This window comes from Victivallis lenta (assembly GCF_009695545.1).
In the GTDB taxonomy this organism is placed as follows: Bacteria; Verrucomicrobiota; Lentisphaeria; order Victivallales; family Victivallaceae; genus Victivallis; species Victivallis lenta.
In genome coordinates this window covers 13,070-38,227 of the sequence record NZ_VUNS01000015.1, presented here as the reverse complement: position 1 = coordinate 38,227, position 25,158 = coordinate 13,070, and the positions used below count along the sequence as shown (strand labels likewise).

17 protein-coding genes are annotated in these 25,158 nt (G+C 62.0%); 12 read left to right on the top strand and 5 right to left on the bottom strand.

Annotated features, from left to right (window positions below; all coding sequences use genetic code 11):
• Positions 1-32 precede the first annotated feature (32 nt).
• Positions 33-602 carry an HD domain-containing protein gene (locus FYJ85_RS13610; protein ID WP_206213180.1) on the top strand — a complete coding sequence of 190 codons (570 nt, stop codon included), beginning with the start codon at positions 33-35 and terminating at the stop codon, positions 600-602.
• On the opposite strand, the gene FYJ85_RS13605 is transcribed toward FYJ85_RS13610, so the two are convergent.
• The 4 genes from FYJ85_RS13605 to FYJ85_RS13590 are packed head-to-tail and all read right to left on the bottom strand — an operon-like array spanning position 589 to position 8,758.
• Positions 589-1,524, bottom strand: a complete 936-nt coding sequence (locus tag FYJ85_RS13605; RefSeq protein WP_154419217.1) for a hypothetical protein — start codon at positions 1,522-1,524, stop codon at positions 589-591. The two genes, FYJ85_RS13610 and FYJ85_RS13605, sit on opposite strands and share 14 nt — an antisense overlap.
• Complete coding sequence (locus FYJ85_RS13600; RefSeq protein WP_154419216.1) at positions 1,497-2,612, bottom strand: radical SAM protein; 1,116 nt, start codon at positions 2,610-2,612, stop codon at positions 1,497-1,499. The genes FYJ85_RS13605 and FYJ85_RS13600 overlap by 28 nt, the downstream gene beginning before the upstream one ends.
• Positions 2,613-2,626: 14 nt before the next feature.
• Positions 2,627-2,788: a hypothetical protein gene (locus tag FYJ85_RS13595; protein ID WP_154419215.1), complete on the bottom strand. Its 162-nt coding sequence runs from the start codon at positions 2,786-2,788 to the stop codon at positions 2,627-2,629.
• Positions 2,789-2,803: 15 nt separating this feature from the next.
• Positions 2,804-8,758 carry a hypothetical protein gene (locus FYJ85_RS13590; RefSeq protein ID WP_154419214.1) on the bottom strand — a complete coding sequence of 1,985 codons (5,955 nt, stop codon included), beginning with the start codon at positions 8,756-8,758 and terminating at the stop codon, positions 2,804-2,806.
• Positions 8,759-9,109: 351 nt separating this feature from the next.
• Here FYJ85_RS13590 and FYJ85_RS23165 point away from each other — a divergent pair, with 351 nt between their 5' ends.
• From FYJ85_RS23165 to FYJ85_RS13545, 10 genes are all read left to right on the top strand, one after another.
• Positions 9,110-9,301, top strand: coding sequence for a hypothetical protein (locus tag FYJ85_RS23165; protein WP_106051836.1), 192 nt, complete (start codon positions 9,110-9,112; stop codon positions 9,299-9,301).
• Positions 9,298-10,353: a KamA family radical SAM protein gene (locus FYJ85_RS13585; RefSeq protein WP_154419213.1), complete on the top strand. Its 1,056-nt coding sequence runs from the start codon at positions 9,298-9,300 to the stop codon at positions 10,351-10,353. Before FYJ85_RS23165 ends, FYJ85_RS13585 begins: the two co-directional genes overlap by 4 nt.
• 169 nt (positions 10,354-10,522) lie before the next feature.
• Positions 10,523-12,400 carry a DEAD/DEAH box helicase gene (locus FYJ85_RS13580; RefSeq protein ID WP_154419211.1) on the top strand — a complete coding sequence of 626 codons (1,878 nt, stop codon included), beginning with the start codon at positions 10,523-10,525 and terminating at the stop codon, positions 12,398-12,400.
• Between the two features lie 49 nt (positions 12,401-12,449).
• Positions 12,450-13,391 (top strand): DMT family transporter, encoded by a 942-nt coding sequence (locus tag FYJ85_RS13575; RefSeq protein ID WP_154419209.1) that lies wholly within the window; start codon positions 12,450-12,452, stop codon positions 13,389-13,391.
• Entirely contained in the window at positions 13,388-14,713 is a 1,326-nt protein-coding gene (locus FYJ85_RS13570; RefSeq protein ID WP_154419207.1) for a replication-associated recombination protein A, read from the top strand. Before FYJ85_RS13575 ends, FYJ85_RS13570 begins: the two co-directional genes overlap by 4 nt.
• Before the next feature lie 429 nt (positions 14,714-15,142).
• Positions 15,143-15,784 carry a nucleoside 2-deoxyribosyltransferase gene (locus tag FYJ85_RS13565; protein WP_154419205.1) on the top strand — a complete coding sequence of 214 codons (642 nt, stop codon included), beginning with the start codon at positions 15,143-15,145 and terminating at the stop codon, positions 15,782-15,784.
• Between the two features lie 148 nt (positions 15,785-15,932).
• Entirely contained in the window at positions 15,933-16,184 is a 252-nt protein-coding gene (locus FYJ85_RS13560) for a hypothetical protein (RefSeq protein WP_154419203.1), read from the top strand.
• 239 nt (positions 16,185-16,423) lie between these two features.
• Positions 16,424-17,194: a TerB family tellurite resistance protein gene (locus FYJ85_RS13555; RefSeq protein WP_206213179.1), complete on the top strand. Its 771-nt coding sequence runs from the start codon at positions 16,424-16,426 to the stop codon at positions 17,192-17,194.
• Entirely contained in the window at positions 17,191-18,057 is an 867-nt protein-coding gene (locus FYJ85_RS13550) for a radical SAM protein (RefSeq protein WP_154419199.1), read from the top strand. The genes FYJ85_RS13555 and FYJ85_RS13550 overlap by 4 nt, the downstream gene beginning before the upstream one ends.
• Before the next feature lie 146 nt (positions 18,058-18,203).
• Complete coding sequence (locus FYJ85_RS13545) at positions 18,204-19,748, top strand: mechanosensitive ion channel (RefSeq protein WP_106051818.1); 1,545 nt, start codon at positions 18,204-18,206, stop codon at positions 19,746-19,748.
• A gap of 406 nt (positions 19,749-20,154) precedes the next feature.
• Here the strand turns inward: FYJ85_RS13545 and FYJ85_RS13540 are convergent, their stop codons facing one another.
• Positions 20,155-23,874, bottom strand: a complete 3,720-nt coding sequence (locus FYJ85_RS13540) for a fibronectin type III domain-containing protein (protein ID WP_154419197.1) — start codon at positions 23,872-23,874, stop codon at positions 20,155-20,157.
• 91 nt (positions 23,875-23,965) lie between these two features.
• On the opposite strand from FYJ85_RS13540, the gene FYJ85_RS13535 reads away from it, so the two are divergent.
• Positions 23,966-25,135, top strand: coding sequence for a GntR family transcriptional regulator (locus tag FYJ85_RS13535; protein ID WP_106051814.1), 1,170 nt, complete (start codon positions 23,966-23,968; stop codon positions 25,133-25,135).
• Positions 25,136-25,158 lie beyond the last annotated feature (23 nt).

The window sequence follows — 25,158 nt, the reverse complement described above, 5'->3', positions numbered from 1 at the left end:
GGCATCGGAATATTGCGGAATGGAGATGAACGATGATGACGGATATTGATTCTCTGGAAATCATCCGGTATTTTTACCCGGAGGAGACGCCGCTGCGCCGGCTGCTCCTGAAGCACAGCGCGCAGGTTCGGGACAAGGCGCTGGCGATTCTCGCGCAGGCTGCGCCGGAACTTGACTCCCGGCTGGTCGCCGCCGGCGCGATGCTGCACGACATCGGTATCCTGCATTGTCGCGCGCCGAAAATTCTGTGCGTGGGGACGGAGCCTTACATCGCCCACGGCGTGATCGGCGCGCGGATGCTGCGGGAGTATGCCCGGACGCATGGAGTCGAACTCGAAGCGTATGCCCGGATCTGCGAACGCCACACCGGCAGCGGGCTCACCGCGGAAGAGGTGCGGCGGGAGTCGCTGCCGATTCCGGCGCGGGACTACCTGCCGGAAACGCCGGAGGAGAAGCTGATCTGCCTCGCCGACAAGTTTTTCTCGAAATCCGGCGATCTGCGTGAGAAGCCGCTGGAACGGATTCGGCACTCGATGCTGAAATTCGGCCCGGCCCCTCTCGCCCGGTTCGATGAGATGTGCGCGCTGTTCAATGTGAGCTGACGCCGTATGAGGCCTCCGTCTCGCTTCTTCGAATGAGCGGAGCGGCGGAGAGCCGCCCTTCCAGTTCCTTCCAGAATTCGCCGTGGAGCGTGCAGTGCAGCCGGCCGGTGTCGGCCCGGCGGTTGGCGTACTGGGCGAAATCCATGGCTGCGAGAGAGATATCCCGCCGCAAAGCGTTGCCGGGATGGATTTTCCAGATGCCGGAGAAGTCGAGGAAGGAGCGGATGACGACATTGATCGCCTCCGAGCCGGTGAGTGTGCCGATCCGGTCCTCCGGCGACTGCGCCAGATGGTAGAGGCCGGACAGCTCGACCCGGTCGTTGACGTCCACCCGAGGGCCGGTCCGGTCCGGCAGCAGCCGGCTCCAGGTCGGCAGCCCCTGCGCGTAAATGCCGTCCTCCGCGGCGCTGACCAGCACCGCGTCGTCCGCCAGCGCGCGCCAGGGGGCGGGGACTCGCCGGGCGCAGGTGCTTTTCCCGCTGCCGGAAGAGCCGCACAGCAGCACGCCGCGGCCGTCGAGCGCCAGGAGCGATCCGTGCAGGACCAGCAGCTTCCGCCTCAGCAGCAGCGGGAGGAAGCCGTACCAGATGATGCGCTGCAGTGTGTAGAGCTCCCGCAGCAGCGTCTCATCCCCGGTTTCGTGCAGGAGTATCTCCACCCGGTCCGCCGCAGTCATCCGGGCCGAGAGCCGGTGTGTCCGGAGAATCGTCCGGGACGGGGCGGTTCCGAATTCCTCCCGTTCCGTGAACGGCCGGCGGCGGACAGACACCTCCGTCGCAACCGGAGAAGCCGGTGCGACGGCGGAGGGCTTGATCAGCCGCCGCAGCGTCTTCAGGCGCGAGACCGGGACATCGCCCTGAAAGCGCCAGACAATGCGGCCGCTGTCCGGCAGCTCTATTTCAAAACGGCGTTCTGTTTCCATTTCATCTCTTCAAAATCGAAATCGGGCGCTTCCTCCTCGTGCAGTTTCAGACAGACGAAGGAGGCGCGGCCGCCGGAGTTCAGGCAGCGGGCGGTGGGGACGCACCAGGGGGCGTATCCGCATCCCCGGCAGAGCGGGAACTCCTGAAGCAGCGCTTCCCCGGGGGCGCGCATCTGCCGGAGAATCGGCGCGTTTTCCCACAGATCGGCGAGCCGGTCGCGGCCGGCCTGGCCGATCACGGCATCCGGCAGGTGGTTGCACGGCGTGACGGAGCCGTCGGCGCCGATATAGAGCTTTTCGAGCTGGGCGAGGCAGTTGCTGGCGCAGGGGGAGGGGGCTGCCGGCGGCGGGTTCTCCCGGCGGCAGCGGCGCAGATGGCTCCACTGGGCGGCGGCCCGGCCGAACATGGTGCCGCGAAGCGAGAAGCGTTCGGGGTGGTTCCGGGCGGTCGCCAGCGCATCCGACAGCGCCGTGAGAAATTCGCGCCGGGACATGATCCACGGCAGGTCGGATTCATCCTCCTTCCCGGTGAAATGGAAGGCCGGGTTGCAGGTCAGCGCCCGCACGTTGTTCTCTTCGATCATGAGCCGGGCGGTCTCCGGCAGCAGCCGGAAGTTGTGCCTGCCGACGGTCATGCGGACGGTCAGCGGGATGCCGTACCGGAGGACCAGCTTCATGGCGCGGACCGCGCGGGCGTAGGTCCCGCTTCCCCGGGCGAGGTCGTTCGCCGCCTCGGGACCGTCGATGGAGATCTGCACATAGACGCACCGCCCGCTTTCCTTCAGCATCGCGGCGTGGTGCTCCTCGAATGCGAAGCCGTTGCTGAGCAGCAGGAACCGCATGTTGTTCCGGCGGATTCCCGCGATCAGCTCCGGCAGGTCTTCGCGCAGGAGGACCTCGCCGCCGGTGAGGGTCAGCTCCATTACTTTCATTGCGCCGAGCTCATCGAAGATTCCCAGCCACTCCGCGGTATCGAGCTCGCGCTTCTTTTCTCCGGCGCTGCCGAAGAAATGGCAGTACCGGCACCGCAGGTTGCATCGGGAGGTCAGCGCCGCTTCGGCCCGCAGCGGAGAAGAGTAGGGACGCACTGGTTTTCCTCCGTTCAGAACGGTTGTGTGACCGCTGAGGGACACTGGTATTTGTCCTCGGAGCCGCAGCCGATGGTAGAACCGTCTTCGGTGTCGCAATCCGGAATGGATTGGCCCTGAACGAGGGACTTCCAGGCGGTGAATTCGATCAGTTCGGGTTTCGCATATTCAATCATAACTCATTTCTCCTTTCAGGCGAGTTTGCTGAGAATCAGCTGGTTGTCCGCATTTCTGCTGAGCTCCCAGGCACCGGCGACGCGCCAGACCGACCCGTCCCGGACCGCGGCGGAGCCGCCGATGTTGACCGCGCCGACGCTCTCCCAGCCGGTCAGTGTGGCGCCGCTCCCCGAGAACACGACGCCGCCGGTATAGGCGCCGCCGAACGTCAGATTCAGGGTGTCTCCGCTGAAATCATTGGTTCCGTTCTCCCAGGTCAGCGCCGGACCGGAGCCGGAGAGGTCGAAATTCCACTCGGAGACCTCGGCCAGCGTCTGGGACTTCGTCCAGTTGACGGCGCTGCCGCTGATCGTGATCGTGTCGAAGTAGGCGATCTTCGCGTTGAAGCTGCCGGTGAAGCCGTTGAACACCAGCTCCTTTTCCCCGTAAGTGTTCTGGTTCCGGTTGTTCGAGCCGATCACGTAGCTTGTGAAGTTCAGGTTGTCGCCGAGCCCGGTGAACTCGATCCGGGTTCCGCCGTAGACGGTCGCGCTCCGGTTGCCGCCGCCGCAGACATAGTTGTTGATGGTCAGCACGCTGTCGGCGCTGTTCAGCGTGATGCTCGTGCCGCCGTTGACGATCGAGAGGTCGGCTGCCGCGTCGGCGTAGTATGTGCTGCCGCCGCCGTAGACGTAGCCGAGCGTGCCTCCGTTGACGGTGATGTTCGTGCCGCCGTTGACGATCGAGTAGTTGTCGGTGCGGTTGAACACGTGGCCGCCGCCGTAGAGGAAACCGGCGCTGCCGTTTTCCCCGGCGATGACGGCGCCGTTGATGACGATCCGGGTTCCGCCGTAGACCGTGGTCGTGCCGGGACCTTCGCTGTAGCCGCCGCCGTAGATGTGCCAGAGCCGCACGCCGGCGTCGGCCGTGACGAGGGTTCCGGCGCTGTGGATGTTCTCCGTGCCGTTCTCGTCGGCCCCGACATAGGCGGTGCCGCCCATGGCGTTGCGTCCGCCTGCATAGACCACCATCGGCACTTCCGGCCGGTGCCGGTAGTTGCTCAGGTGGATTTCGACGCCGTCGGTGACGGCCGAAACGCCGGAGCCGATCGCGTATCCGCCGCCGTGGATGTAGTTGGTCGAGGCGGAGGCCGTGATGCTGATGACGGCCTTGCCTCGGATGACGTCGATGCCGCCGTTGGCGTATCCGCCGCCGTGGATCAGGTCGGTCGTGACGTTGTCGGAGTCGATCGTGATCACGCTGTCGCCGCAGATGACGCTCCTGCCGCGGCTGATGCCGTACCCGCCGCCGTGGATGACGTCGACAGTGGTGCTGCCGGTGAGGTTCAGCCGGGCGCCGGCCCGGGTCTGTTCCGTGCCGATGACGGCCTGCGCTCCGCTGCCGGTGGCGATGCCGCCGGCCATGATCGCCGCCTCGGTCGCCTTCGTGTTGTTCAGATTGATCAGCACGCCGCCTTCGGTGACGACCCGGACGCTCTGGCCGGACGCGGTCGCATAGCCGCCGCCGAAGAACAGGTTGTTGATATAGACTTCCCCGAAATTCAGCACGGCCTTGCCGGTGATGACGGAGTCGCCGGCGACGCCGGTCCGCCGGCTGCCGCCGTAGACGCTGCCGGTTTCGGCGGTGCGGTCGGTGACGCCGTTGGCGATGTAGTCGAGGCAGACGTCCCCGTAAATCGTCGAATCTCCGGGCGCGGACGAGTTGGCGCTCGTGCCGAGGAAGAGGTGGTAGGCTTCGCCGTGCTCGTTCGAGTTGACCGTCACCGTGATCCGGGTGCCTTCGCGTCTGCTCTCGACGCCGACGTCTCCGTTGCCGCCTGCATAGATCATGCCGTTCCGGGCGCCGCCTTTGCCGGTGACCGTGAGCGTGATGTCGCCGGTGACTCCGGCGCCGGTTCCGAGTCCGCCGCCGAAGACGATGTAGTCGAATTCGCCCGTGAGCGAGAGATCGATGCTGCCGTCCACGAGCCGGTTCTCGCTGCCGCCGATGATCCAGCCCAGCGCCCGGCCGCCGATGGAAGCGGTGACGTCGCCGGTGATCAGGCCGTTTTTGCTGCCGGCGACGATGTTGCCCGTGAAGGTGCCGCCGGTGACGGTCAGATTGACGTTGCCGGCGATGTCGGCCGAACTCGCATCGTCCAGCCTGCCGCTGCCGCCGTAGACCGTGCCGTATTTGCCGTTCTCTCCGGAGATGGTCAGCGAGACGTTTCCGGCCAGGTCCGCAACGCTGCCGCCGGAGGCGGCGTTGCCGCCGAAGACCACGCTGCCGGAACGGCTGCTCAGGTCGACGTCGTTCAGCGTGCCGTTGATGCCGCCGCCGATTTCCGCCCGGGATCCGTTGACGGCATAGGCTCCGAGCACGAGCGCCGGCTCGTCCGCCGGGCCTGCGCCGAAAACCGCGTTCGAGAGCACGGTTTTCGCCGTTCCGGCGATCCGGCCGCAGCCTTTGTCCTTCACATGCATCGCGCCGGCGAAGCGGTTGCTGTTGAACAGAACGCCGTTCAGCGAGATGTCGGTTCCGCCTTCGATCCTGTACTGGAGATGCCCTTCGTTTTTATTCAGGCCGTCGACTTCGCCGCCGCCGGTCAGGAGGAGCCCGTCTCCGGTAAATTCGAAGTTTTTGAGGTCGGCGATCACGGAGCCCGTGATGGTGTGATGTCCGAGTTCCCCGATGACCGCCTCCTTCCGTTCGATCACGTAGTAGGAGCCGGTTCCTGCCGGATCGAAGGCGTAAGAGCCGTTTCCTTCGCCGACGCGGATGTGGGTGTAGTATTCCCAATAGTCGCCTTTTCCGTAGCCGACATAAGTGAATTCTCCGGTATCGGGATCTTTGGTGTAGCTGCAGTCCGGATTGTCCGGATCATACAAATAGAGATAGCCGTAGTCGTAGTCTCCGCTGCCGTGGCCGACGTATTCATAGCTGCCCTGGCCGGTGATCTCGACCGGTTCGTCGTGTTCGCTGCGCAGAATCTCTTCCGCATGGAGGACTTTGCTGCCTGCCGTGAAGCCGCCGGAGACGATCGTGTTCCGGCCGCCGCCGCCGGTGACCTTCACGTCGCCGTGGAGGACGGGGTTGCCCTGCCTGTAGTCCGTGAACAGGCTGCCGCCGATGAAATTCCTGACGGAAGTTCCGGAGCCGAGCTGCGTTGCGACTACGGTTGTCCCCGCAACATCGCGGCCGACCGTGCCGAGCCCCGCGCCGGCATAGGTGTTGATTGTCACGTCGTTCAGGTTCACCAGAATCCGGCCGGTGATTTCGGTCGGTCTGCCGTAGACGGAGAGGACCCGGTCCGGCGCCGGCGTGCTCCTGGCGGAGAGCTGGGCCGGAATGTTCTCCGGTCCGGTTTCGTTGATTCCGACGCAGTCGCTGCCGCCGTACACCGTGTTGAAGGTGCTGCCGCCGGAGAGCGTGATCGTGACGTTTCCTTCGAGCAGGGCATCCCGGACTCCGGTGGGGTCGTAGATTTCCTGTCCGTCTTCATCGTAGACCGGATAGCCGTTTTCATCGAGGCGCTGCTTCTGGATCTCCGAGGAGCCTCCTCCGCCGCCGACCAGCCGGTCGGTGATGTTGCAGCCGCCGGTCACGGTGAGGTCGACGTCGCCCTTGTGCCAGATGCCGATGCCGGAGCCGTAGATGATTTCGCCGACCGCCTTGTCGTTGCCGGGGGTGTTGTCGAAATGCAGGACGACGTCGCCGATGACTTCGATATTCCGGCCGCCTCCGGACACCGCCGCGAAGGAGGTTCCGTCGAGTTTCAGATCCACTGCCGGCCGCGAGGCGTCGCCGGAGGAAACGGTGACCACCTTGTAAAAGTCCGCTTCCGCTTCGCGCCGCCTGTAACTGTCCACCGGTTTGTTCTCTCCGGTCGAATAGGCGAAGGCGGAGTAGCCGCCGCCGTAGAACAGCTTCAGGCTGCTGCCGGTCACCGTCACGGATACGGTTCCGCGGATCTCGGCTTTCCCGGAGGCGTTTTCATCGACGCCTCCGCCGACGAGCTTGTCGTGCGGGATGACTTCGCCGGGATTCTGAATCGGATATTCCGGGTCCAGATCCTCCAGGCCGAGAAACTGCACGTTGTTCAGCGTGCAGTCGACTCCGTTCTGCACGACGACGCTGCCGTTTTCGATCCGAACGCCGAGAACATGGGTGAGCGAATGGTTGGCCTGATTTTCGAAAACAGTGTTGTTCAGGGTGATCCGAATGCCGTTTTTCACCGTGACCACACCCGCGGGACGCTCTTCGCCGTAGCTTCCGCCGGTGACGATCCCGCCGCCGGTGACCCGGATGCCGTTGTTATTTTTGTCGATGAACGATGCGTTGTCAAGGTCAACGGTCACGGCTCCGTCGATGGTCGTGTCGTAATCGTTGCGCGCCTGAAAGCCGCCGGTGAAATTGTTGTTGAACACGATTTTCGCGGTGACGCCCGTTGCCGCGCCGACCGCGATGTCGCCGTGGATGGTGACATCGAAATATTTCGACGACAACGTGCCGCCGAGGAAGTCGCCGTTGACGGTGAGGTCGCCGGTGAAGAGCGTCCGGATGGCGGCGCCCCCGTCCGTAAGGCCGCCGCCGACGGAGTGCGGGCCGCCCGCCGTGATGTTTGAGAAATTATGGCCGTCGACTTCCAGCACGATCCGGCCCGTCACTTCGGCGGAAACCGGATTGGGGGCCCCTTCGGCCGGAGCTTCGATATATGTGCCGTAGATTCCGCCGTACACATTCAGCCAGCCGTAATAGTCGTCGCCCCGGCTGCCCGAGTCCCGGATGGTGATGCTGATGTTCCCGTTGGCGAATCCGGCATCGCCGGCGTTGGGGAAAAAGTATCCGCCGTGAACGGTGTTGCAGCTGTCGTCGAAGAGCGAGAGGCTGATGTCGCCGTTGACGGTGACCGCCCCGATCGGAAGGTTCAGGTTGTCCCCCGGGCCGATTCCGGTGATTTCCGTGCGGTAAAAATTCCCCCAGTTGTTTTTTCCCTTGCTGGCGTTGTCGGCCGAGATGTCGATGTCTCCGTTGACGGTGCCTCCCGCCGCGGCGCCGGCGATGCAGAAGAAGGAGGTGTTTTCGAGGGCGATCCGGATGGCGTGTTCCTTGCCGGCAGCGCGGCTGACGGTGTTCCCTGAACCGCCGGTATGGCTTTCGGGATGAACGCCGTAACCGAATACGCCCTGGAGCCGGCTGTCGGTGAAGATGAGTTCGATGCCGCCGTCGATGCTGAACCGGCTGCCTTCATTTTTGACCGCGGCGCCCATGATGCAGAAGATGGAGTCATCGTCGATCGGGGCGGCCGCGACATTGCGGAAAGACCCTTTGACTCCGGACCGGACCGCGGCATAACCGCCGTTCTCGACCAGGACGCCGGGGAACAGATGGTTTTTCCCGAGGTCGGTGTCGCTGAGTTTCACCTCGACTCCGCCGGAGATCTCCATGCCGCCGGCGTCTCCGGTTTCCGGGGTGCTGTCGGCGGCGCCTGAGACCCGGCCTCCCATGACGATGGAGCCCGCGGTTCCGGTGAAGGCGGCGTATGAAAGATCGATGACGACGCTGCCGGTGACGGCGTGCAGGTCGTGCGGATAAACGGAACTGCCGTCGTAAACGATTTTGCTGCCGCCGGTGAAATCGCCGGTGATGGAGACCGGAGCGTCTTCCGCGCCGCCGCCGCGGACGATGATGCTTCCTGCGATGGACGGAACCGGTTCGCCCGCATCGGTGTAAAGGACGCCGCCGATGAACGGATCCGCAACCGTTTCTCCCGGCAGGATTTCGGTGATGAGGTCCCCGACGGCGGCCGGAGCGTCGCCTTCGGCCGTCAGGCCGGAATTACCGGCCGGGCGGAGCTGAACCGGGTCCGGCAGCGCATCGCCGCCGGCCTGTGCGCCGGGGAACGTGACGGCTGCGGCGACTGCCGCCGGAAGCGAAGTTTCGTCCCGGTATTCCGTTTCCGTTTCCGCCGCCGGCGGAGTTCCCGGCATTGCCGTCGGCGGCGCCGGTGCCGAACGTCACCGGCGCGCTTTGCTGTGCCTTCGCGGAGTCGCTCCGGGAATTTTCCGGCAATGCCGCGGCCTGCTGCGCGGCAGCCGGTTCTTCATCTGTTTCCGCGGAGAATTGCCCGGCGGACTGCCTGACGAGCGTTTCCTGCAAGCTGGTGTAAGTCGCGGACGGCAGCTCTTCTTCCTGTTTTTTGAATGACAGTGACATGCTTTTCTCCTGAAAATGGATTTTAAAATATTGTTGTAATTTGTTTGTTATAATTTTGTTGTAATTATTCGCACGTGTGTATAATCCCTTTTATTATATTATAACACAGCCTCGGGGCGATTGCAATGGCCCGTGAAATGAAAAGCGTGGAAAAATTCGTTTTTTTTCGGGTCGCCGGTCCGGAGGAACGAAAGAAAACCGGGGAGGCGGCGGCGTTTTTTCGAGAAAACCGGATCCGGAAGTGGATTTTCCCGTGTGCCGGATTTATATTAAATGATTCTGAATATGGTGCAACCAATTATCTGAATGGATCATGAAATTCTATACATCGGCCCGGGAGGCGTTCGAGGCGCTCGGGCTGGCGCTTCCGCCGGAGCTGGAGCCGGTTGAGGCCCGTTTCCCGGTTTACCTGAATGAGTATTACCTGAAACTGATCGATCCGGCCGACTGGAAAAACGACCCGATCGCGCGGCAGGCGCTTCCCGCTCCGGCGGAGTTGGCCGACGAATCGTCGAGCTTCGATCCGCTGGCGGAGGAGGAGCAGATGGCTTCGCCGCGGCTGATTCACCGCTTCGCCGACCGGGTCGTCCTGCTGGCGACCGGACGCTGCGCGATGCGCTGCCGCTTCTGCTTCCGCAAACGCGCCTGGACGACGGGGATGGAGCTCGACGACATTTCCGACGCCGAGCTTGCGGCGGCCGTCGACTACCTGCGGCGGACTCCGGCGGTGCGTGAAGTGCTGATTTCGGGCGGTGACCCGCTGATGCTGCCCTTCGAACGTTTCCGGACCATCGTCGATGCGATCGCCGGGGTGGAGTCGATCGACATCATCCGCATCGCGACGAGGATTCCGGCCGTCTGGCCGCAGCGGATCGATGATGCGCTGTGCGGATATCTGCGCCGGATTCCGGGGCTCTGGGTCGCCACGCACTTCAACCATCCGCGCGAGTTGTCGGCGGAGGCGGAGAAGGCGTGCGTCCGGCTGGTCTCCGCCGGGATTCCGGTCATCAACCAGACTGTGCTCCTGAAGGGGATCAACGACGATGCGGCGGTGCTTGAACGGCTTTTCCGCAGTCTCGTCGCACTGCGGGTCAAGCCGCACTATCTGTTCCATGTCGATCCGGTGCGCGGCGTGCGCCATTTTGCGACCGGAATCGAAAAGGGGCTTGAGATTCTCCGCGCGTTCCGGCCGCGGCTCTCGTCGCTCGCGGTTCCGACCTTCGCGATCGATTTGCCGGAGGGGGGCGGCAAGGTCGCGCTCCAGCCCGATTACACGGCCGGCGACGGCTGTTTTCTGGATATTCACGAAAGAAAACGGATCAAATACGAAACGAGCCTTTGCAAAAACGACGGCACGGAGGTATATTAATATCTTTTGCCGGGAGTTCCGGCGAATGGAACGCCCCGTCACTTAGATTTTCTGCCGACTCGGACGGGGCCGGATGACAACTGATTTGCAAGTGTGCGCGCCACAGGGTGCTTTTCGCCGTATGCATGAAAGTTGTAAATATTTACAGTAGACGGCACGAAAGGCTACCATGAGCGATCTTGACAATTTCCGTATCCTCGGCGTCTCCGAGCAGACCCTCGAAGCGCTGCGTGCGAAGGGGTTCGAAGCCCCGTCGCCGATCCAGGAGCTGACCATTCCGAAACTGATTTCGGGCGAATGCGACCTTGTCGGGCAGGCGCAGACCGGAACCGGCAAAACCGCCGCGTTCGGCATTCCGATCATCGAGCTCGGCGAACCCGGGCTCCGGAAGCCGCAGGCGCTTGTCCTGGCTCCGACCCGCGAACTTTCGATCCAGATCGCCGAGGAACTGAATTCCCTGAAGGGGAAGAACGAACTGCGCATCGCGCCGTTTTACGGCGGGCAGGCGATCGAAATCCAGCTGCAGCGGCTGCGCGACGGTGTCGACGTCGTGATCGGCACGCCGGGCCGGGTTCTCGACCTCATGCGGCGCGGCAAGCTTGACTTCTCCGCGCTCCGCTTCGCGGTGCTCGACGAGGCGGACGAAATGCTCGACATGGGGTTCATCGAGGAGATCGAGGCGATTTTGTCCGAGACGACGCCCGACAAGCGCATGCTGATGTTCTCCGCCACCATGCCGCCCGAAATCCTGAAGATCGCCGGACAGTTCATGCGCGATTACGAGGTGATCCGCACCGAGAACCGGCAGCTCAGCACCGACCTGACCGAGCAGATCTATTTTGAGGTCCGGCGCGAGGACAAGTTCGAGGCGCTGTCGCGGATTCTCGATATCGAGGAGGATATTTACGCGCTCGTCTTCTGCCGCACCCGCAACGATGTCGACGAACTCGTCGAGAAACTCAAGCTGCGCGGCCACCGTGTCGAGGCGCTGCACGGCGATATCGCGCAGGCGATGCGGACGAAGGTCATCAATCAGTTCAAGACGAAGAAGTTCAAGATTCTGATCGCAACCGACGTCGCGGCGCGCGGCATCGACGTGAACGACCTGACGCACGTCATCAATTACTCGATGCCGCAGGGGACCGAAACCTACGTCCACCGCATCGGCCGCACCGGCCGCGCCGGCAAGACCGGCACGGCGATCACGTTTGTGACTCCCGCCGAATACCGCCGGCTGACCATGATCCAGCGCGAGGCGAAGACGCACATCGAGAAGAAGGAGCTCCCGCAGGGAAGGGATGTGGTCGAACAGAAGAAGCAGCGCTTCTCCGAGCTCGTCTCCGGGGCGCTCGAGGGCGGCATGCACAGCGAATATGTGAATTTCGCCGAAGAGCTTATGACGCTCGGCGGCTCTCCGGCGGAGGTGCTCGCCGCCGTGCTCCAGCTCCGCTTCAAAGGCGAACTCCTGCCGGAGAACTACCGCGATTTCAATCCGCAGCAGCGGCGCGAACGCCGTTCGTGGGAGAGTCTGCCGGACGACCACGGGGCGACCCGGCTCTACATCGGCGTCGGCAAACTCGACGGTTACGGCGCGGTGAAGATGCTCGACCTTCTCTGGGAGAAGGCGCGGCTCAAGAAATACCGGGTCGGCAAGATCGACTGTTTCGACCATTTCAGCTTTGTGAATGTCGATTTCGAAGCGGCGGAACAGGTGATCGACGCGTTCCGGCGCGGCGGCCCGAAGGTGCAGCTCGCCTCCGAGCGTCCCGAGGACGATTCGAAGAGCGCCGAGCGCCCGTCGCGCGGAGCGGACGGGGAAAGACCGGAGCGTCCGGCCCGTCCGCCCCGCGACCGGGAGGCCGGAAAGCCGGAGCGCCGCGAAAAGGCGCCGGCCGGCCGGACCATGCGGAAGGAGAAAGCCCCGGCCGAAGGCCCCCGCATGCCGAAGACTCCCGCGGCGGAAAAGAAACGCCGGCTGAAGAACTGGGTCGAAAAGATTTCCGCCGACATCGAGCTCAAAGAGAAGAAGTCGAAGAAGAAAAAATAATTGCATTTTTCCTTTTCCGGCGGTATGGTATTGGCGGAAAGGTGCTGCGATGCGTTCATCATTGAATAAAGGGTTCTTCTGGGCGGCGGTCAGCGTCTTCGCATGGGGGACGCTGTTTCCGGTCGGGCGGCTGCTGATCGGGGAGGGGAGAATCGACCCCGCCTCGCTCGGCATGTTCCGGTTCGGCATTGCCGGGGCGGTCATGCTGGCCGCCGGCGCCGCTGTGAAGGGCGTCCGGGCGATGCTGCCGCCGGCCCGGCGCGACTGGGTTGAGCTGGCGCTGCTCGGCTTTGTCGGCGCCGGGCTCATGAGCCTCTTCCTGTTCGCCGCCCAGCGCACGATTCCGTCGATCAACGCTTCGATGCTCGACGCGCTCTCTCCGCTGCTGATTTTTCTGCTGACTGTCGCGGCCGGAAAACGCTTCACGCTGCTTCAGTCGGCCGGTTTTCTGGCCGGCTTCGCCGGCTGCCTGCTGGTTCTGAAGGTGCTGGACGGCGGCGGTTTCCATATCGACTCGCTCGCGCCGGGCGACCTGCTGATTCTGTGCGGCGCGCTCTGCTGGGCGCTCTATACGATTTTCGCGCGCGGCGCGGTGGTCCGCCTCGGCGGGTACCGGGTCACGGTTTGGAGCATGCTCTTCGGCGCGCTGCTGCTCGGCGGCATCCGGCTTGGTTTCGCCGGGGCGGTCCTGCCGTCGGAATGGGGCGGCTGGGGGCTGGTCGTCTACACGGCGCTGGTGCCGTCGGCGCTTGCTTTTCTCGGCTGGAACCAGGCGCAGAAATCGATTTCGCTCGGGCTTCTGGCGCTGACCGCCTATGCGATTCCGCTCGCCTCGGCACTGTTTGCGCTGCTGCTGCTCGGCGAGACGCTGACACTCTGGCAGCTGGCCGGGGCGGTGATTGTGACCGGCGCCGTGCTGACCGACCCGGAAGCGGCCGCCTTCTGCCGCGCCCGGTGCCGGATCGGGAAAACGCAACAGGTGGAATTATGAACGGCATGGACGACGACAGCCTTTTCGCGGCGAACGTTTCGCGGCCGCTGGCCGACCGCATGCGTCCGCACTCCCTCGACGAGATCGTCGGGCAGGATCATCTGCTCGGCGAGGGCGCCCCGCTGCGGCGCATGATCGACTCGGGGCGGCTGGCCAGCTTCATCCTCTGGGGGCCGCCGGGGTGCGGCAAAACCACGCTGGCCCGGATCATGGCGACGAAGACGCAGCTCCATTTCGTCGCGCTCTCGGCTGTCTTTTCCGGCATCGCGGATCTTCGCAAGGCGTTCGACGAAGCGAAGAAGAGGCGCGTTTACGGCGAGGGCACGCTGCTTTTCATCGATGAGATCCACCGTTTCAACCGCGCCCAGCAGGACGGGTTCCTGCCGTATGTCGAGAACGGCACGGTCGTACTGGTCGGCGCGACGACGGAGAATCCTTCGTTCGAGCTCAACAGCGCGCTTCTGTCGCGCTGCAAGGTATTCATTTTGAATGCGCTCGATGCGGAGGCGCTCGGCAGGATCGTCACGAGGGCGGAGACGCTGCTCGGCCGCCCGCTGCCGGTCACGCCCGAGGCGCGGGCCGGCCTGATCGAGCTCGCCGACGGCGACGGCAGGTACCTGATCAACCTGCTGGAGAGCGTTTACGACCTCACTCCGGCCGGAGTGACGCTCGACGCGGCTTCGCTGCTGAAGCTGGTCCAGCAGCGCGCCCCGGTCTACGACAAGGACCGCGAGGGGCACTACAACCTGATCAGTGCGGTTCACAAGAGTCTGCGCGGTTCGGATACCGATGCGGCGCTCTACTGGGCGGCGCGGATGCTCGAGGGAGGCGAGGACCCGCTCTACCTGCTGCGGCGGCTGACCCGTTTTGCGATGGAGGACGTGAGCCTGGCCGATCCGCAGGCGCTGCCGATGGCGCTTGCCGCGTGGGACGCCTACGAGCGGCTCGGGTCTCCGGAGGGCGATCTCGCCATTGCGGAGCTGGTCATCTACCTCGGCAGCGCGCCGAAGTCGAACAGCGCCTACGCGGCCTGGGGAAAGGCGCGGGAAGCCGCGAAAGCCCACGGTTCGCTGATGCCGCCGCCGCACATCCTGAATGCGCCGACGAAGCTCATGGAAGAGGCCGGTTACGGAAAAGGGTATGTCTACGACCACGACACCGCGGACGGCTTCTCCGGGCAGAACTATTTCCCGGAGAAAATGGACCGCCGGAAGTTCTACGATCCGCCCGAGCGCGGCTTCGAGCGGGAGATCCGCAAACGCCTCGCCTACTGGGAGCGGCTGCGCCGCGAAAAAGAGAACCATAGCGGAAATCAAGCGTGACCCTCGAAGTGCCGCTGCATTTCTGCAGCTGCCGCATGGGGAGGCCGGAATATCCATGAGGCTGGTTTTCTCCGCTTTCGAAATATGGGAAGAGAGAGCGATGTCAGGATCATAACCTGAAGGTCAATGGTTCGATTCCATTCCCCGCTACCATTTTTTCAGCTCAGAAATGCCGAAAAAGCAACTGAAAAAATGGCCAAGTCACAAGTTTGTGTAAAATTTGTGCAAAATAACCTTGAAATGTTATGGCGAATCAAATAAATTACAGGGATGTTGTTTGAGCTCGCTGCGAAGCCGGGAGTCAAGGTTACAATCAAGCTCGACATTGAAGCGTCATCATCTACGCCTTTTGATGACAATACGGTAAGAGCGGTTAAGGAAAACAGTGTCGTGTTGAAATTGGAATCTTCTGATTTCAGTGAGGATTAAATGAATATTTATCATGCGGGGGACCTTTTCGACTTTAAACATCTTTCCGGCAATCTGCTGCTGAGCGACGCCATCCGGAAAGTCTCCCGAGGCTTTTACCGGACGGTTCTGCCGCAGAATGCCGAAGGAAATCAGCTTCGCAACACCAGTATCCGGAACGGCGATCTGGAACTGGTCATGAGCTGCCACCTGGCTCTTTTCAATTTTGACGGGACGGATCTCGATTCCGGAACCGTGGTGGAGTTCATGATCGCCAAAATGCTGGATATTCCATGCGTCCTGTTGCGGACTGATTTCCGGAATGCCGGAGATCAGTCCGTCTGCGGTGATCCGTGGAATTTGATGTGTTCGGATTATCCCCGGTCGCTGACGGTGCGGATCCATGCGATGAATCTTTATCATCAATGCGGGACAGGTTCAGATGGTTTGAACGCTTATCTGGACGAGATAGCCTCTCAAGTCATCTCTGGATTGGATCGCGTGCGTGCCATGCCGTCGTTGTTTCACGGTGATCAGGAGAAAGCCGGAGAGGTCTACTCCTGGGTGGTTCGTGCCTGTGGAAACGAGCTGGACAAGCTGTTGACCCGGGAACGGATTGCGCAGATCGTCAAAGAAAAGGCGGAACTCCATTTGCTCGCCTAGATAGCGGATGACATCCGGAAAATGTGCGCAATTTTCCGGACGTTATCGTTTCATCAAAGGAAAATTGATGAAAATCCTATGGAGGACGCTGCATTGGACTGGCCTGATAGATTCTCTATATGGAATCCTGAAGGGGAAGTCGTTCTGCATGGGAGAGTGCAGGCTTGGGATATATGGGGGGGGCGACTATCCGTATAATGATGCATTTTCCTATGAGTTCTATTTTGAAGAAAATAATACCATTGCATTGCAAAATTATTACATGGATATTTTTATAAAAAAACAAATTTTCATTCATGAAATACTGTGCGGACATTTACATAAAAGACAGATAGAAGAGAATTGGAACTTTCAAAAATTCCGGGCATGGTTGAGCGGAAGAAGAAGGATATTCAGATAAAATGGCGTCATTGATATGATTTCTCTGTTGATTCTCGGTTCGTGAAGTCGGTTTCTGAATTTAATTATAGCAGAAAACAGGGCTTCGGCAATGTGAAAACAGGCTGTTTTTCTTCTTTCTTTCTGCAAATCGGTCTGAATTTGAGATTTCGTTCTGAAATTCCGGACTTCGGAATGCCGGTTTCATTCTTCCGGCGGTTGCATAATCGGTTCCGCGCATTTATATTACCGGCATTGCAAATGTTCGAAGGAAAGGAATTTGACGATATGAGCTGGATGGGGGCTTTGACCGGCGGCGCGATCGGCGGCATGTTCGGAGGACCGGCCGGCGCTGTGCTCGGCGCGGTGATCGGTCACCTGGTGACGAAGGAAACGGCTGCCGGTGCCGCGGTCAGCGATAGTGACCGGAAGCAGGCGGTCTTCGTCGTGTCGATGTTCTCGTGTCTGGCGAAGTTCGCGAAGGCGGACGGCGTCGTCAGCCCCGAAGAAGACGAGTATATCCGCCGCTTCATCGATACGCATTTCGCGCCGACCGAGCGGGATGCGGTCCGCAGGATTTTCGAGTCGGCGCGGAGCAATTCGGTCTCTTACCGCTACTACGTGGACCGCATGGCCGAGGCCGCGGCGGATCGTTCTTTGCTCCAGCAGTTTCTCGGCGTTCTCTGCGAGCTGGCGATGGCCGACGGGAATCTCGATGCGGCGGAGAAGGAGATGCTGCGCTATGCCGAAACCCGCTTCGGCTTCACCGGCTACACCGAGGCGTTTTTCGGCAGGAGCGGCGCCGCCGCTTCCGGCGGCAGCCTGACCGCCTATTACGAGGTGCTCGGCTGCACCGCTTCGGCAACGGATCAGGAGCTCAAGAGCGCATGGCGGAAAAAGTGTGCGGATTTCCACCCCGACAAGATTCAGGCCAAAGGACTTCCGCCCGAATTCATCGAGTTCGCCAAGAACGAGATGCAGCGGATCAACCGCGCTTATGACGAACTCCGGAAGGCGCGCGGCTTCAAATGACGCCGCACTATGTGGAGCCGCTGTTCCGTCCGCCCGCCGAGGCGGGGAGCCTGATCTTTCAGGTTGCATATGGCTGCCCGCACAACGGCTGCCGCTTCTGCGGCATGTACAAGGGCGTGCCGTATCGCCTGCGGACGGAAGAGGAACTGGCGGCTGAAATTCGCCGGGCCGGGGTGGCGTATCCCCGCGTCCGCCGGATTTTTCTGGCCGACGGCGATGTCATGGCGATCGGGTTCGACCGTGTTCACCGGATTCTTGCGGAGCTCGGGGCGGCGTTCCCGTTTCTCTCGCGCGTAAGCAGTTATGCGAACGGCAGCTCGATCGCACGTTACCGGGAGTCCGAGCTCGAAGCGCTGCGGGGCCTGAAGCTCCACACCCTTTATGTCGGGCTCGAAACCGGCATGCAGCAGCTGCTTGACCGGGTCGGCAAGACCGAACGGGTAGCGGAGATGGTCGAATCGGTCCGCCGGGTGCAGTTGTGCGGACTCCGCGCCTCGGTCATGGTCCTGCTCGGACTCGGCGGGCGGCGGTACGGCGCGGAACATGCGGCACGGACGGCGGAGGCGTTGAACGCCATGCAGCCGCGGCTGCTTTCGGCGTTGCGGTTTGTACCGGTGCTCGGGAGTCCGTATCCGGAATTCGAGCTGCTGTCGGAACGGGAGACGGCGGCCGAACTGCTGGCGATGGTCGAAGGGCTGTCGCTCGAAAGGACGGTGTTCCGGGCGAACCACAATTCGAATCCGCTGCCGCTTGAAGCGCGTTTCCCGGCCGGGCGCGAGGCACTGATCCTCGAATTGAAAAATGCGCTCGCCTCCGGGCGGCTCGATGCTTCCGGACCGGGAATTCTGCCTGCCGAATTGTAGAGTTTTTTTCGGCACTTTTTTGTTATTTTCGGGATGTTTTCTTAACGCATTCACTTGAAAAACACCTTCCCTGTGCTACGGTAAAAAAGAGAGAAACAGAGAAATTCCGCATGCGTTTCCAGTAATTCAAACAAAAGGAGTGTGGTATGGACGGTAACCCTCAATCGTTTGCAGAGTTCTGGCAGAATATCTGGCAGATGCTGGTGGACATCAATATCCTGCGGCTGGTCTGGGCGCTTCTGGTCCTGATCGTCGGCTGGCTGGTCGCATGGCTGCTGGCGAATCTGGCCGGGAAGGCGCTGCAGCGCTTCGGGCTCGACCGGCGCCTGGAGCAGAGCTTTCCGGGCGGGAAGGCGTCCGCCTCCGCGCTGAAGATCGAAAAGGTCGTGACCCGGATCGTTTTCTACACCATTTTACTGCTGACCGTGCTGGCCTGCCTGACGTCGCTGAATCTTTCGGATGCGGCCGCGCCGGTTCGTGAATTCGTAAACCGCATCGTCGGCTACGGGGCGAACCTGATCGCGGCCGGGCTGCTGGTTTTCATCGCCTGGATTGCGGCCACCGTGCTCGAATATCTCTCGGTCTCCGCCATGACGGCGCTCAGAATCGATGAGAAATTCAAGGCGGCGAAGCCCGCGGAAGCCGAGGCGGAAGCCGCCGCGCCGCAGAAGAAGCCCGCAAAGACGTACAGCGAGCTCGCCGGCAGCGTGATCTACTGGGTCGTGTTTCTCTTCTTCGTCCCGGCCATTTTGCGTGCGCTCAACATCAGCGGAATCACGACGCCGCTTGAGAACATGCTCAACAAACTGCTCGACTTCGTGCCGAACCTGATTGCTGCGGCTGCGATTCTCGTGGTCGGGCTGTTCATCGCCGGAATCATCCGCAAGGCGGTCGCCGGGCTGCTTTTCCTCTCCCGGCTCGACGAGCTCGGCAGAAAGACCGGCGGCAGGAACATCTTCGGCGAGAAGGGCATCTCGTATCTGGCCGGGCTGGTCGCCTATGTGCTGGTGGCGATTCCGGTTGTGATTTCGGCGCTGAACGCGCTGCAGATCGAGGCGCTGACCAATTCGGTCTCCCGCTTTTTCGACATGATCCTGAATGCGACCGGCAATGTGATCGGCGCGGGTGTGCTGATTCTGGCCGCCTTCATCGTCGGCGGCGTGGCGGCCGGGATCGTCGCGCAGCTGTTCGAGGGCTTCGGCTTCGACCGGCTGGTTGCGGCACTCGGTTTCGCGCCGAAGAGCGACAAGGCGGTCAAACCGTCCGCCGTGGTCGGCAAGCTGACGTTTGCGGCGATCATGCTGTTCGCGGCGATGTCGGGTTGTGAACTGCTCGGCTTTACGGAGCTTGCGGCACTGCTCGCGGCCTTCCTGGTTTTCGGCGGGAACATCATCGTCGGCATCGTGGTCATGATGGTCGGCATTTTCCTTGCGAACCTTGCGGCGAATGCGCTGAAGGGGAAGGGGGAGAGCTCCGAATTTCTCGCTACGGCGGTCCGGGTGGCGGTGCTGATCTTCACCGGCGCGATCGCGCTTTCGACCCTGAACCTGAACGGCCGGATCGTTGAAATCGCGTTCGCGCTGCTGCTCGGCGCGATCTGCGTTGCGGCGGCGCTCGCTTTCGGTCTCGGCGGCCGGGAGTTCGCGGCCAAGAAGCTGGAAGAGTGGGATAAGAAGCTCACGAAGAAATAATCCGGTCTGCGGACGGCGGCCTCGGCGGTTGAATAAACCGCCGAGGCCGATTTTATATTCCGGTTACGGCGGAAAGAAAAGGGATGCCTCTTCCATGTTCAAGCCGGAACGGACGATGGAACTGAATGAGGAGATACGTTTGCGGTCTACGACGATGTGTGCAGCCGGTCGGCCGTAGGCATTCATGCTTTTGAGAACTGGATTGCAGCGGGGCATATTGAAGAATTTGTCGCCGCGAAATAATGAGTTATGAAAAGGCAGGGGGGATTTCTGGATTCTCTGCGGCCCGGTCCGAAACAGCCGCGAGTCCGGTCGGGCGGCTCTTCGGCCGGGCCTGCAAGGCTGCAGGTCCGGCCGGATTTCCGGCCGCTTCTCCGGACATGCCGGATTTGCGGCGCTCTGAGGATCAGGCGAGCATGCCTGTTTGTTCCCTCCGGTTCAGCGTCAGGTCGATGTCGTAGTTCGTTCCGCTCTTTTTCGCGCCGCCCTGTGCTTCGACCGAAAAGTAGTAGATGCCGGCGCTCAGGAATTCATCGATTCCGGCGAGGCCGTCGGCGGTCCGCTGCGAGGCGATCCGGACCGGATTTTTCTCGTTCCCGTTTTTGTCGGTTTTCCGGCGGTAGAGGGTGATCTTCGCATCTTTGCCGGTCGCGCCGGAGAGCAGGAGCGAACACTCCGAATCGGCGGCGACCTCGAAGCGGAAATAATCCTTGAGATCGCTGAAACCGACCCATTCCTCGCGCACGGCTTCGCCTTCGGTTACGGCGGTCGCGTGCTGCCAGTCGTTGTCCTCGCGCCGGTTCGCCTGCCCGAAGGCCGTTCCGTCGAGCATGACGGTGTAGTCCGTATTGTGTCCGGACTTCCAGTTCTTCGACTCGAAGGCGATGACATAGCTGCCGCTTTCGAGCAGGACATTGCTTTTGACGGCCGGTTTTTTCGAGCCGGCGTTGACGGTGAACATCTTCTTGAGTTTTCCATCGTCGCGCAGCTTCCAGAGTGTGAATTTTCCGGTTGCTTTTCCCGCCAGCTGCGAGACAGTGAAGTTGTAGCTGCCGGAATCCAGGAGTTCGAGCGCGCGGTAGTCCGCCGTGTCGCCGAAGCCGACCCAGTTGGTGTTGAAAAGCGAGTACGGATTGAGGATCATGAAGGCGCTGTCGTACTTTACGGTCGAAACCGTATAATCCGGGTCCCCCGCCGCCAGCGCCCAGGTGTCGTCGCCGCGTTCGGCGTTCACGAACACTTCGCCTTCGAATGAAACGTCGTAGAAGGTTCCGTTTCTGGAGGAGGATTCGACTGCGACATAGCACTCTCCGGCCTCGAGGTTGAGTCCGAAGAGACCGCGCTTCTCCTCCTTCGTCTTCGCCGTGACGGAGACGCTCTTGACCTTTTTGAGCTTTCCGTTCTTGAGACGGTAGACGGTCAGTTTCAACTTCTCAGAGACCCCGGAAACGGCGAAATCATAACTGCCGGCCTGTTCGAGCCTGAGCTCGCGCAGGTCGATCCGGTCCGCTTTGCCGACCCAGTTGGAGGTTTCGACCGTCTCTTCGCCGCCCGCGGAACTGAGCGGGATCGAGAAGAGATTTCCGGCCGGTACTTCGGGCCGGCCGCCCGGAATCTCCGTCGAGAATGATGCGCTGCCGGCGACCTGCTGCCAGGTGTCGTCCGCATCCGATGTGCCGGCCTGCCGGTGAAGCTCCCCTTCGGCGTTTTCCGTCACTTCGACGCGGTAGGTGTTGAGTTCAAGCGGCAGGGCGGTATTGTCGGCGGTGAATGCATCGCCTTCCACTTTCAGGTAATAATTCAAATTCGCCGCCGCGATAAAGCTGTAAACCTGCTCGAGCGCGGCCTCCGCCGCCTGCCAGATCAGGTTTTTCGCCGCATCGAACAGGGAGACGGTGATGCCGGAGAGGAACTCCGCCGGGCAGTTCATCGCGACCCGGATGTCGATCTCCCCCGTGAACTGCGTCGAGAAAACGTAATAATCGTCATCCTCCCTGCCGTCGATGTTTCCGGCCCGCACGGTTTGTCCGTCGGAGAACTCGAGCTGCCGGGCGTCGTCGAACGTCTCGTTTTCGCCGAGGAAAATCTTGTCGAACTGCCTGATTGCCGTGAATTCGCCGAGATAGGCATCCGAAACCTGGTAGTCCTCAAGATAGAAGCGGCCGTCTTTCCTGTTGAAGGTGAATTTCGTTTTCGAGAGGCGGTTCGGGGCCTCGCGCCGGTCGAAGCTGCCGTCCCAATAGTCGCTGTCGGAGTCGGAGTAGTAGAGGTAGATGTCGTTTCCGACGACTTCGTAGCCCCAGCCGGTGATTGCATGGGCCATTCCCGCATCCGAATAGATTGACAGCCCGACCCCGTAACCGGCGTTGAAACTCGAGAGCAGCAGGACTGCGAAGTCGCCCTCCGCTTCGTCCGCCGTGACCGTGAACTGGTACTCCCCGGCGTCGAGCGTCGGGAACAGATTTCCTCCTTCGGCCGGAACGATGATGTCTCCGCTGTCGCCGGTGCCGTTCACGAACCAGGAGAAGGCATCCCGGTCCTGGCCGCCCTCGTTCTTCCAGTAATCGATGAAGTATTCGAGCGTTTCGTCTTCGTCGGCGAATGCAAGCGGCGAATTTGCCGCCCAGCCGCTCCAGGTCAGCAGATTCGCGGTCGTTCCGGCCCAGCAGTAAAGCTGATCCTGAAGCTCGTTGAGTTTCTCCGCGTCGGCGAAGTAACTGCCGCTGACGTCGTTCGGCTGCACCGGCTGCGGGGACGTGTAGAGTTCGGGGAGATAATCGTGCCCCCAGAGGGGGGTGGAGAGCACGGGGCCCTCCGGCGCGTCGTCGTCGCTGTCGGGAGCAACGAGGAATTTCCTCTCTTCGCTCCACTCGCCGGTTTTCCCGGTCGCGTCGATGGCGCGGACCTGATAGCTGTAGCTGCCCGGAGCGAGATTGTCGAGCAGGCAGTGCGGTTCCGCGGATTTCACGGTTTTCTCCTTCGAGGCGCCTTCGCGGACGTAGCGCAGTTCGTAGCGGGTCACGCCGATGTCGTCGGTGCCGTCCTCCCAGCGGATCATGACGGAGCTGCTGTCGTAAACCATGCTTGAGACGGCGCGCACCGGGTCCGGCGGCGCAGTGTCCTCCGTGCAGCTTCCGACGGTCAGGATCAGTTCGTCGGCCGCGTTGACCGAGAGCGTGAGCGTGAGCCCGGTATTCGAATAGGAATCCCCGACGGAGAGTGTGGTGAAAACATCGGGATAGTTGCCCGAAGTGACTGTGATCGAGCCGGTGAAGCCTGCCGCGTTGCCCGCGAGTTTGTATTCCCCTTCCGGCTGCCGGTCTTCTGCATCCTCATCGAAGGCGACCGCGACGCGCAGGTCGGTATTGCGGAAGAATGTGAGGTCGTTCAGCAGCGGGAGCGGGATGTCATCCGGGGAGATCGTGTCGTTCTCCTCGCCGGACGTCACGAGTCCGAGCACCAGCGTATGGGCATTCACGTCGGCGGCCGCCTCGATGCGCCCGCCTGCCCAGGTGATGCCGCCGAGTACTGCGCCGTCCTCGAGTTTCAGCAGACCGCCCGCATTCACGGTGACGTTGTTGACGATGGAGCCGGAACGCGCGACCATCTCGCCCGCGCGTTTCACGACCGCATAGTTCGACACGGCGCCGGATTCAAGCTCAAGTTGTCCCTCGACCGTGGTGACGTTGGCGCGGGCGCCGCCGCGAACAAGCTGAAGCCCGCCTTCGCGGACGAGCGTATAGCTGGCTTCGCCGCCGTCGGCGATCTCCTGCACGGCGCCGTCCGCCACCTTGCATTGAAAGGCGATGCAGCCGTCGAGAACATCCTGCCGGACGGTGATCTCATAGTTGAACGCGCTCTCCGGCGCGGAAACGATATGCACATTGTTTTCCCCCCGGCCGTCGACTTCGGCGTGGAAATCGTAGCTGACGGAGTCGCTGTCCGCGACGGTGAAGCCTGCCGCGACGCCGCCGGATTCGATGATCAGCTTGCCGCCGCCGGCGACGTCGGAGCGGTATGCCCTTCCGCCGTCCTCGATGATCAGGGTACCGGTCACGAAAGTGTCGTACACGGTACTGCCGCCGGTGACAATCTGGATATCGCCCGTTTCTTTTCCGTCGTTCATGATCGTGTCTCCTGTTCAGAAATATGGATAAGGCATGATTCCCTAAAATAACATACCGAATCCGTCTTGTCAACCGCCGCCGGAGTTTTTCATGAAATCCGTACTCCTCTCCGAAAGAAAGCTTGCAGAAAAGCGGTTTTCGTGTTACATTGGCTGCATGGAATCGAATGTGATCAAATACCAGCGCATCGCCGGGATTCTGCGGGAGAGAATCCGGCGCGGCATCTACCGCCCCGGCGACAAGCTGCCGAGTTATCCGCAGCTGTGCGAGCTCTTCGAGGTCAGCGCCATGACGATCCGGCTGGCGGTCGCGCTGCTGGCCAACGAAGGGCTGCTGAGGCGCGAGCGCGGCCGAGGGAAGGGGGTCTATGTGACGCCTCCGCCCTCCGCTCCGGAGAAGAGTGCGCCGGTGTTGCGGCGGCTCTGCATCCTGCCCGCCGCGCCGACGCTGCGCAGCGACGATCCGGCGATCCAGCAGGGCGTCGTGCAGGCGGTCAACGCGGCCGAAACGAGCCTCGTGCTGATGCCGGCGCTTTCGGGCGCCGCCCGCCGGGAGTATCTGGCCCATCTGCTCGACGGCGCCGGTGTCGACGGCTTTCTGATCAACGGGCAGATTTTCGCATCGGGGGAGGAGGCGTTCGAGGTGATCGACTCCTTCCGCGAACGGCAGGTTCGCTGCCTGCTGCTGTTTTCGGCGGAGGACGCCTGTTCGCGGGATTTCCTCGGGCGGAATCATCCCGGCGTCTACATCGATGAACAGTCCGCCCTGGCGTCGGCGCTGGCCGTCGCGGCGGCGAAGGGAAAGACGCGGCTGCTGTTCGCCGGGGTGGACCGTTATTCGGTCGAGCGTTCGCTCGATGTGGCGCGGCGTTCGGCGGCCGGTTCAACGTTTGCGCTCGAGCCGGTGCTGTTCGACGAACTGGCGGCGAAGTCTCTGTTCCGGGAGTTCGAAAAACGGCTGCTGCCGGAGCTGGACACAGCTACGACGCTCGTGCTTGAAGGGAGCAACCTGCCGCTGTCGTATTTCGACGCGCTGCTGAATGCGAGGGAATTGAAACCGGGCAGGGATATATCGGTGTTCTATTTCGAACACTACTGCAACCTCGATCCTCTCTTCGGGGCGCGGTACAGCTCGGTGACCCGGCCGTACGGGGAACTGGGCCGGGCGGCCGGACTGCTGCTGGAACGGATGGTGCTCGAAGGAACGCCGGGCGAAGTGCTGCGCATCCCGGCCGATTTCAACGACCAGGGGACGATCTGAGGCTGCCCTGTCCGCCGGCGAAA

Coding starts and splice junctions, on each gene's coding strand:
- FYJ85_RS13595 (WP_154419215.1), bottom strand. CDS start 2,788: ATGATTGAATATGCGAAACCCGAACTGATCGAATTCACCGCCTGGAAG.
- FYJ85_RS13535 (WP_106051814.1), top strand. CDS start 23,966: ATGAAATCCGTACTCCTCTCCGAAAGAAAGCTTGCAGAAAAGCGGTTT.
- FYJ85_RS23165 (WP_106051836.1), top strand. CDS start 9,110: ATGGCCCGTGAAATGAAAAGCGTGGAAAAATTCGTTTTTTTTCGGGTC.
- FYJ85_RS13585 (WP_154419213.1), top strand. CDS start 9,298: ATGAAATTCTATACATCGGCCCGGGAGGCGTTCGAGGCGCTCGGGCTG.
- FYJ85_RS13575 (WP_154419209.1), top strand. CDS start 12,450: ATGCGTTCATCATTGAATAAAGGGTTCTTCTGGGCGGCGGTCAGCGTC.
- FYJ85_RS13550 (WP_154419199.1), top strand. CDS start 17,191: ATGACGCCGCACTATGTGGAGCCGCTGTTCCGTCCGCCCGCCGAGGCG.
- FYJ85_RS13555 (WP_206213179.1), top strand. CDS start 16,424: ATGTTCGAAGGAAAGGAATTTGACGATATGAGCTGGATGGGGGCTTTG.
- FYJ85_RS13605 (WP_154419217.1), bottom strand. CDS start 1,524: ATGGAAACAGAACGCCGTTTTGAAATAGAGCTGCCGGACAGCGGCCGC.
- FYJ85_RS13590 (WP_154419214.1), bottom strand. CDS start 8,758: ATGCCGGGAACTCCGCCGGCGGCGGAAACGGAAACGGAATACCGGGAC.
- FYJ85_RS13565 (WP_154419205.1), top strand. CDS start 15,143: ATGAATATTTATCATGCGGGGGACCTTTTCGACTTTAAACATCTTTCC.
- FYJ85_RS13545 (WP_106051818.1), top strand. CDS start 18,204: ATGGACGGTAACCCTCAATCGTTTGCAGAGTTCTGGCAGAATATCTGG.
- FYJ85_RS13570 (WP_154419207.1), top strand. CDS start 13,388: ATGAACGGCATGGACGACGACAGCCTTTTCGCGGCGAACGTTTCGCGG.
- FYJ85_RS13580 (WP_154419211.1), top strand. CDS start 10,523: ATGAGCGATCTTGACAATTTCCGTATCCTCGGCGTCTCCGAGCAGACC.
- FYJ85_RS13540 (WP_154419197.1), bottom strand. CDS start 23,874: ATGAACGACGGAAAAGAAACGGGCGATATCCAGATTGTCACCGGCGGC.
- FYJ85_RS13560 (WP_154419203.1), top strand. CDS start 15,933: ATGGGAGAGTGCAGGCTTGGGATATATGGGGGGGGCGACTATCCGTAT.
- FYJ85_RS13610 (WP_206213180.1), top strand. CDS start 33: ATGATGACGGATATTGATTCTCTGGAAATCATCCGGTATTTTTACCCG.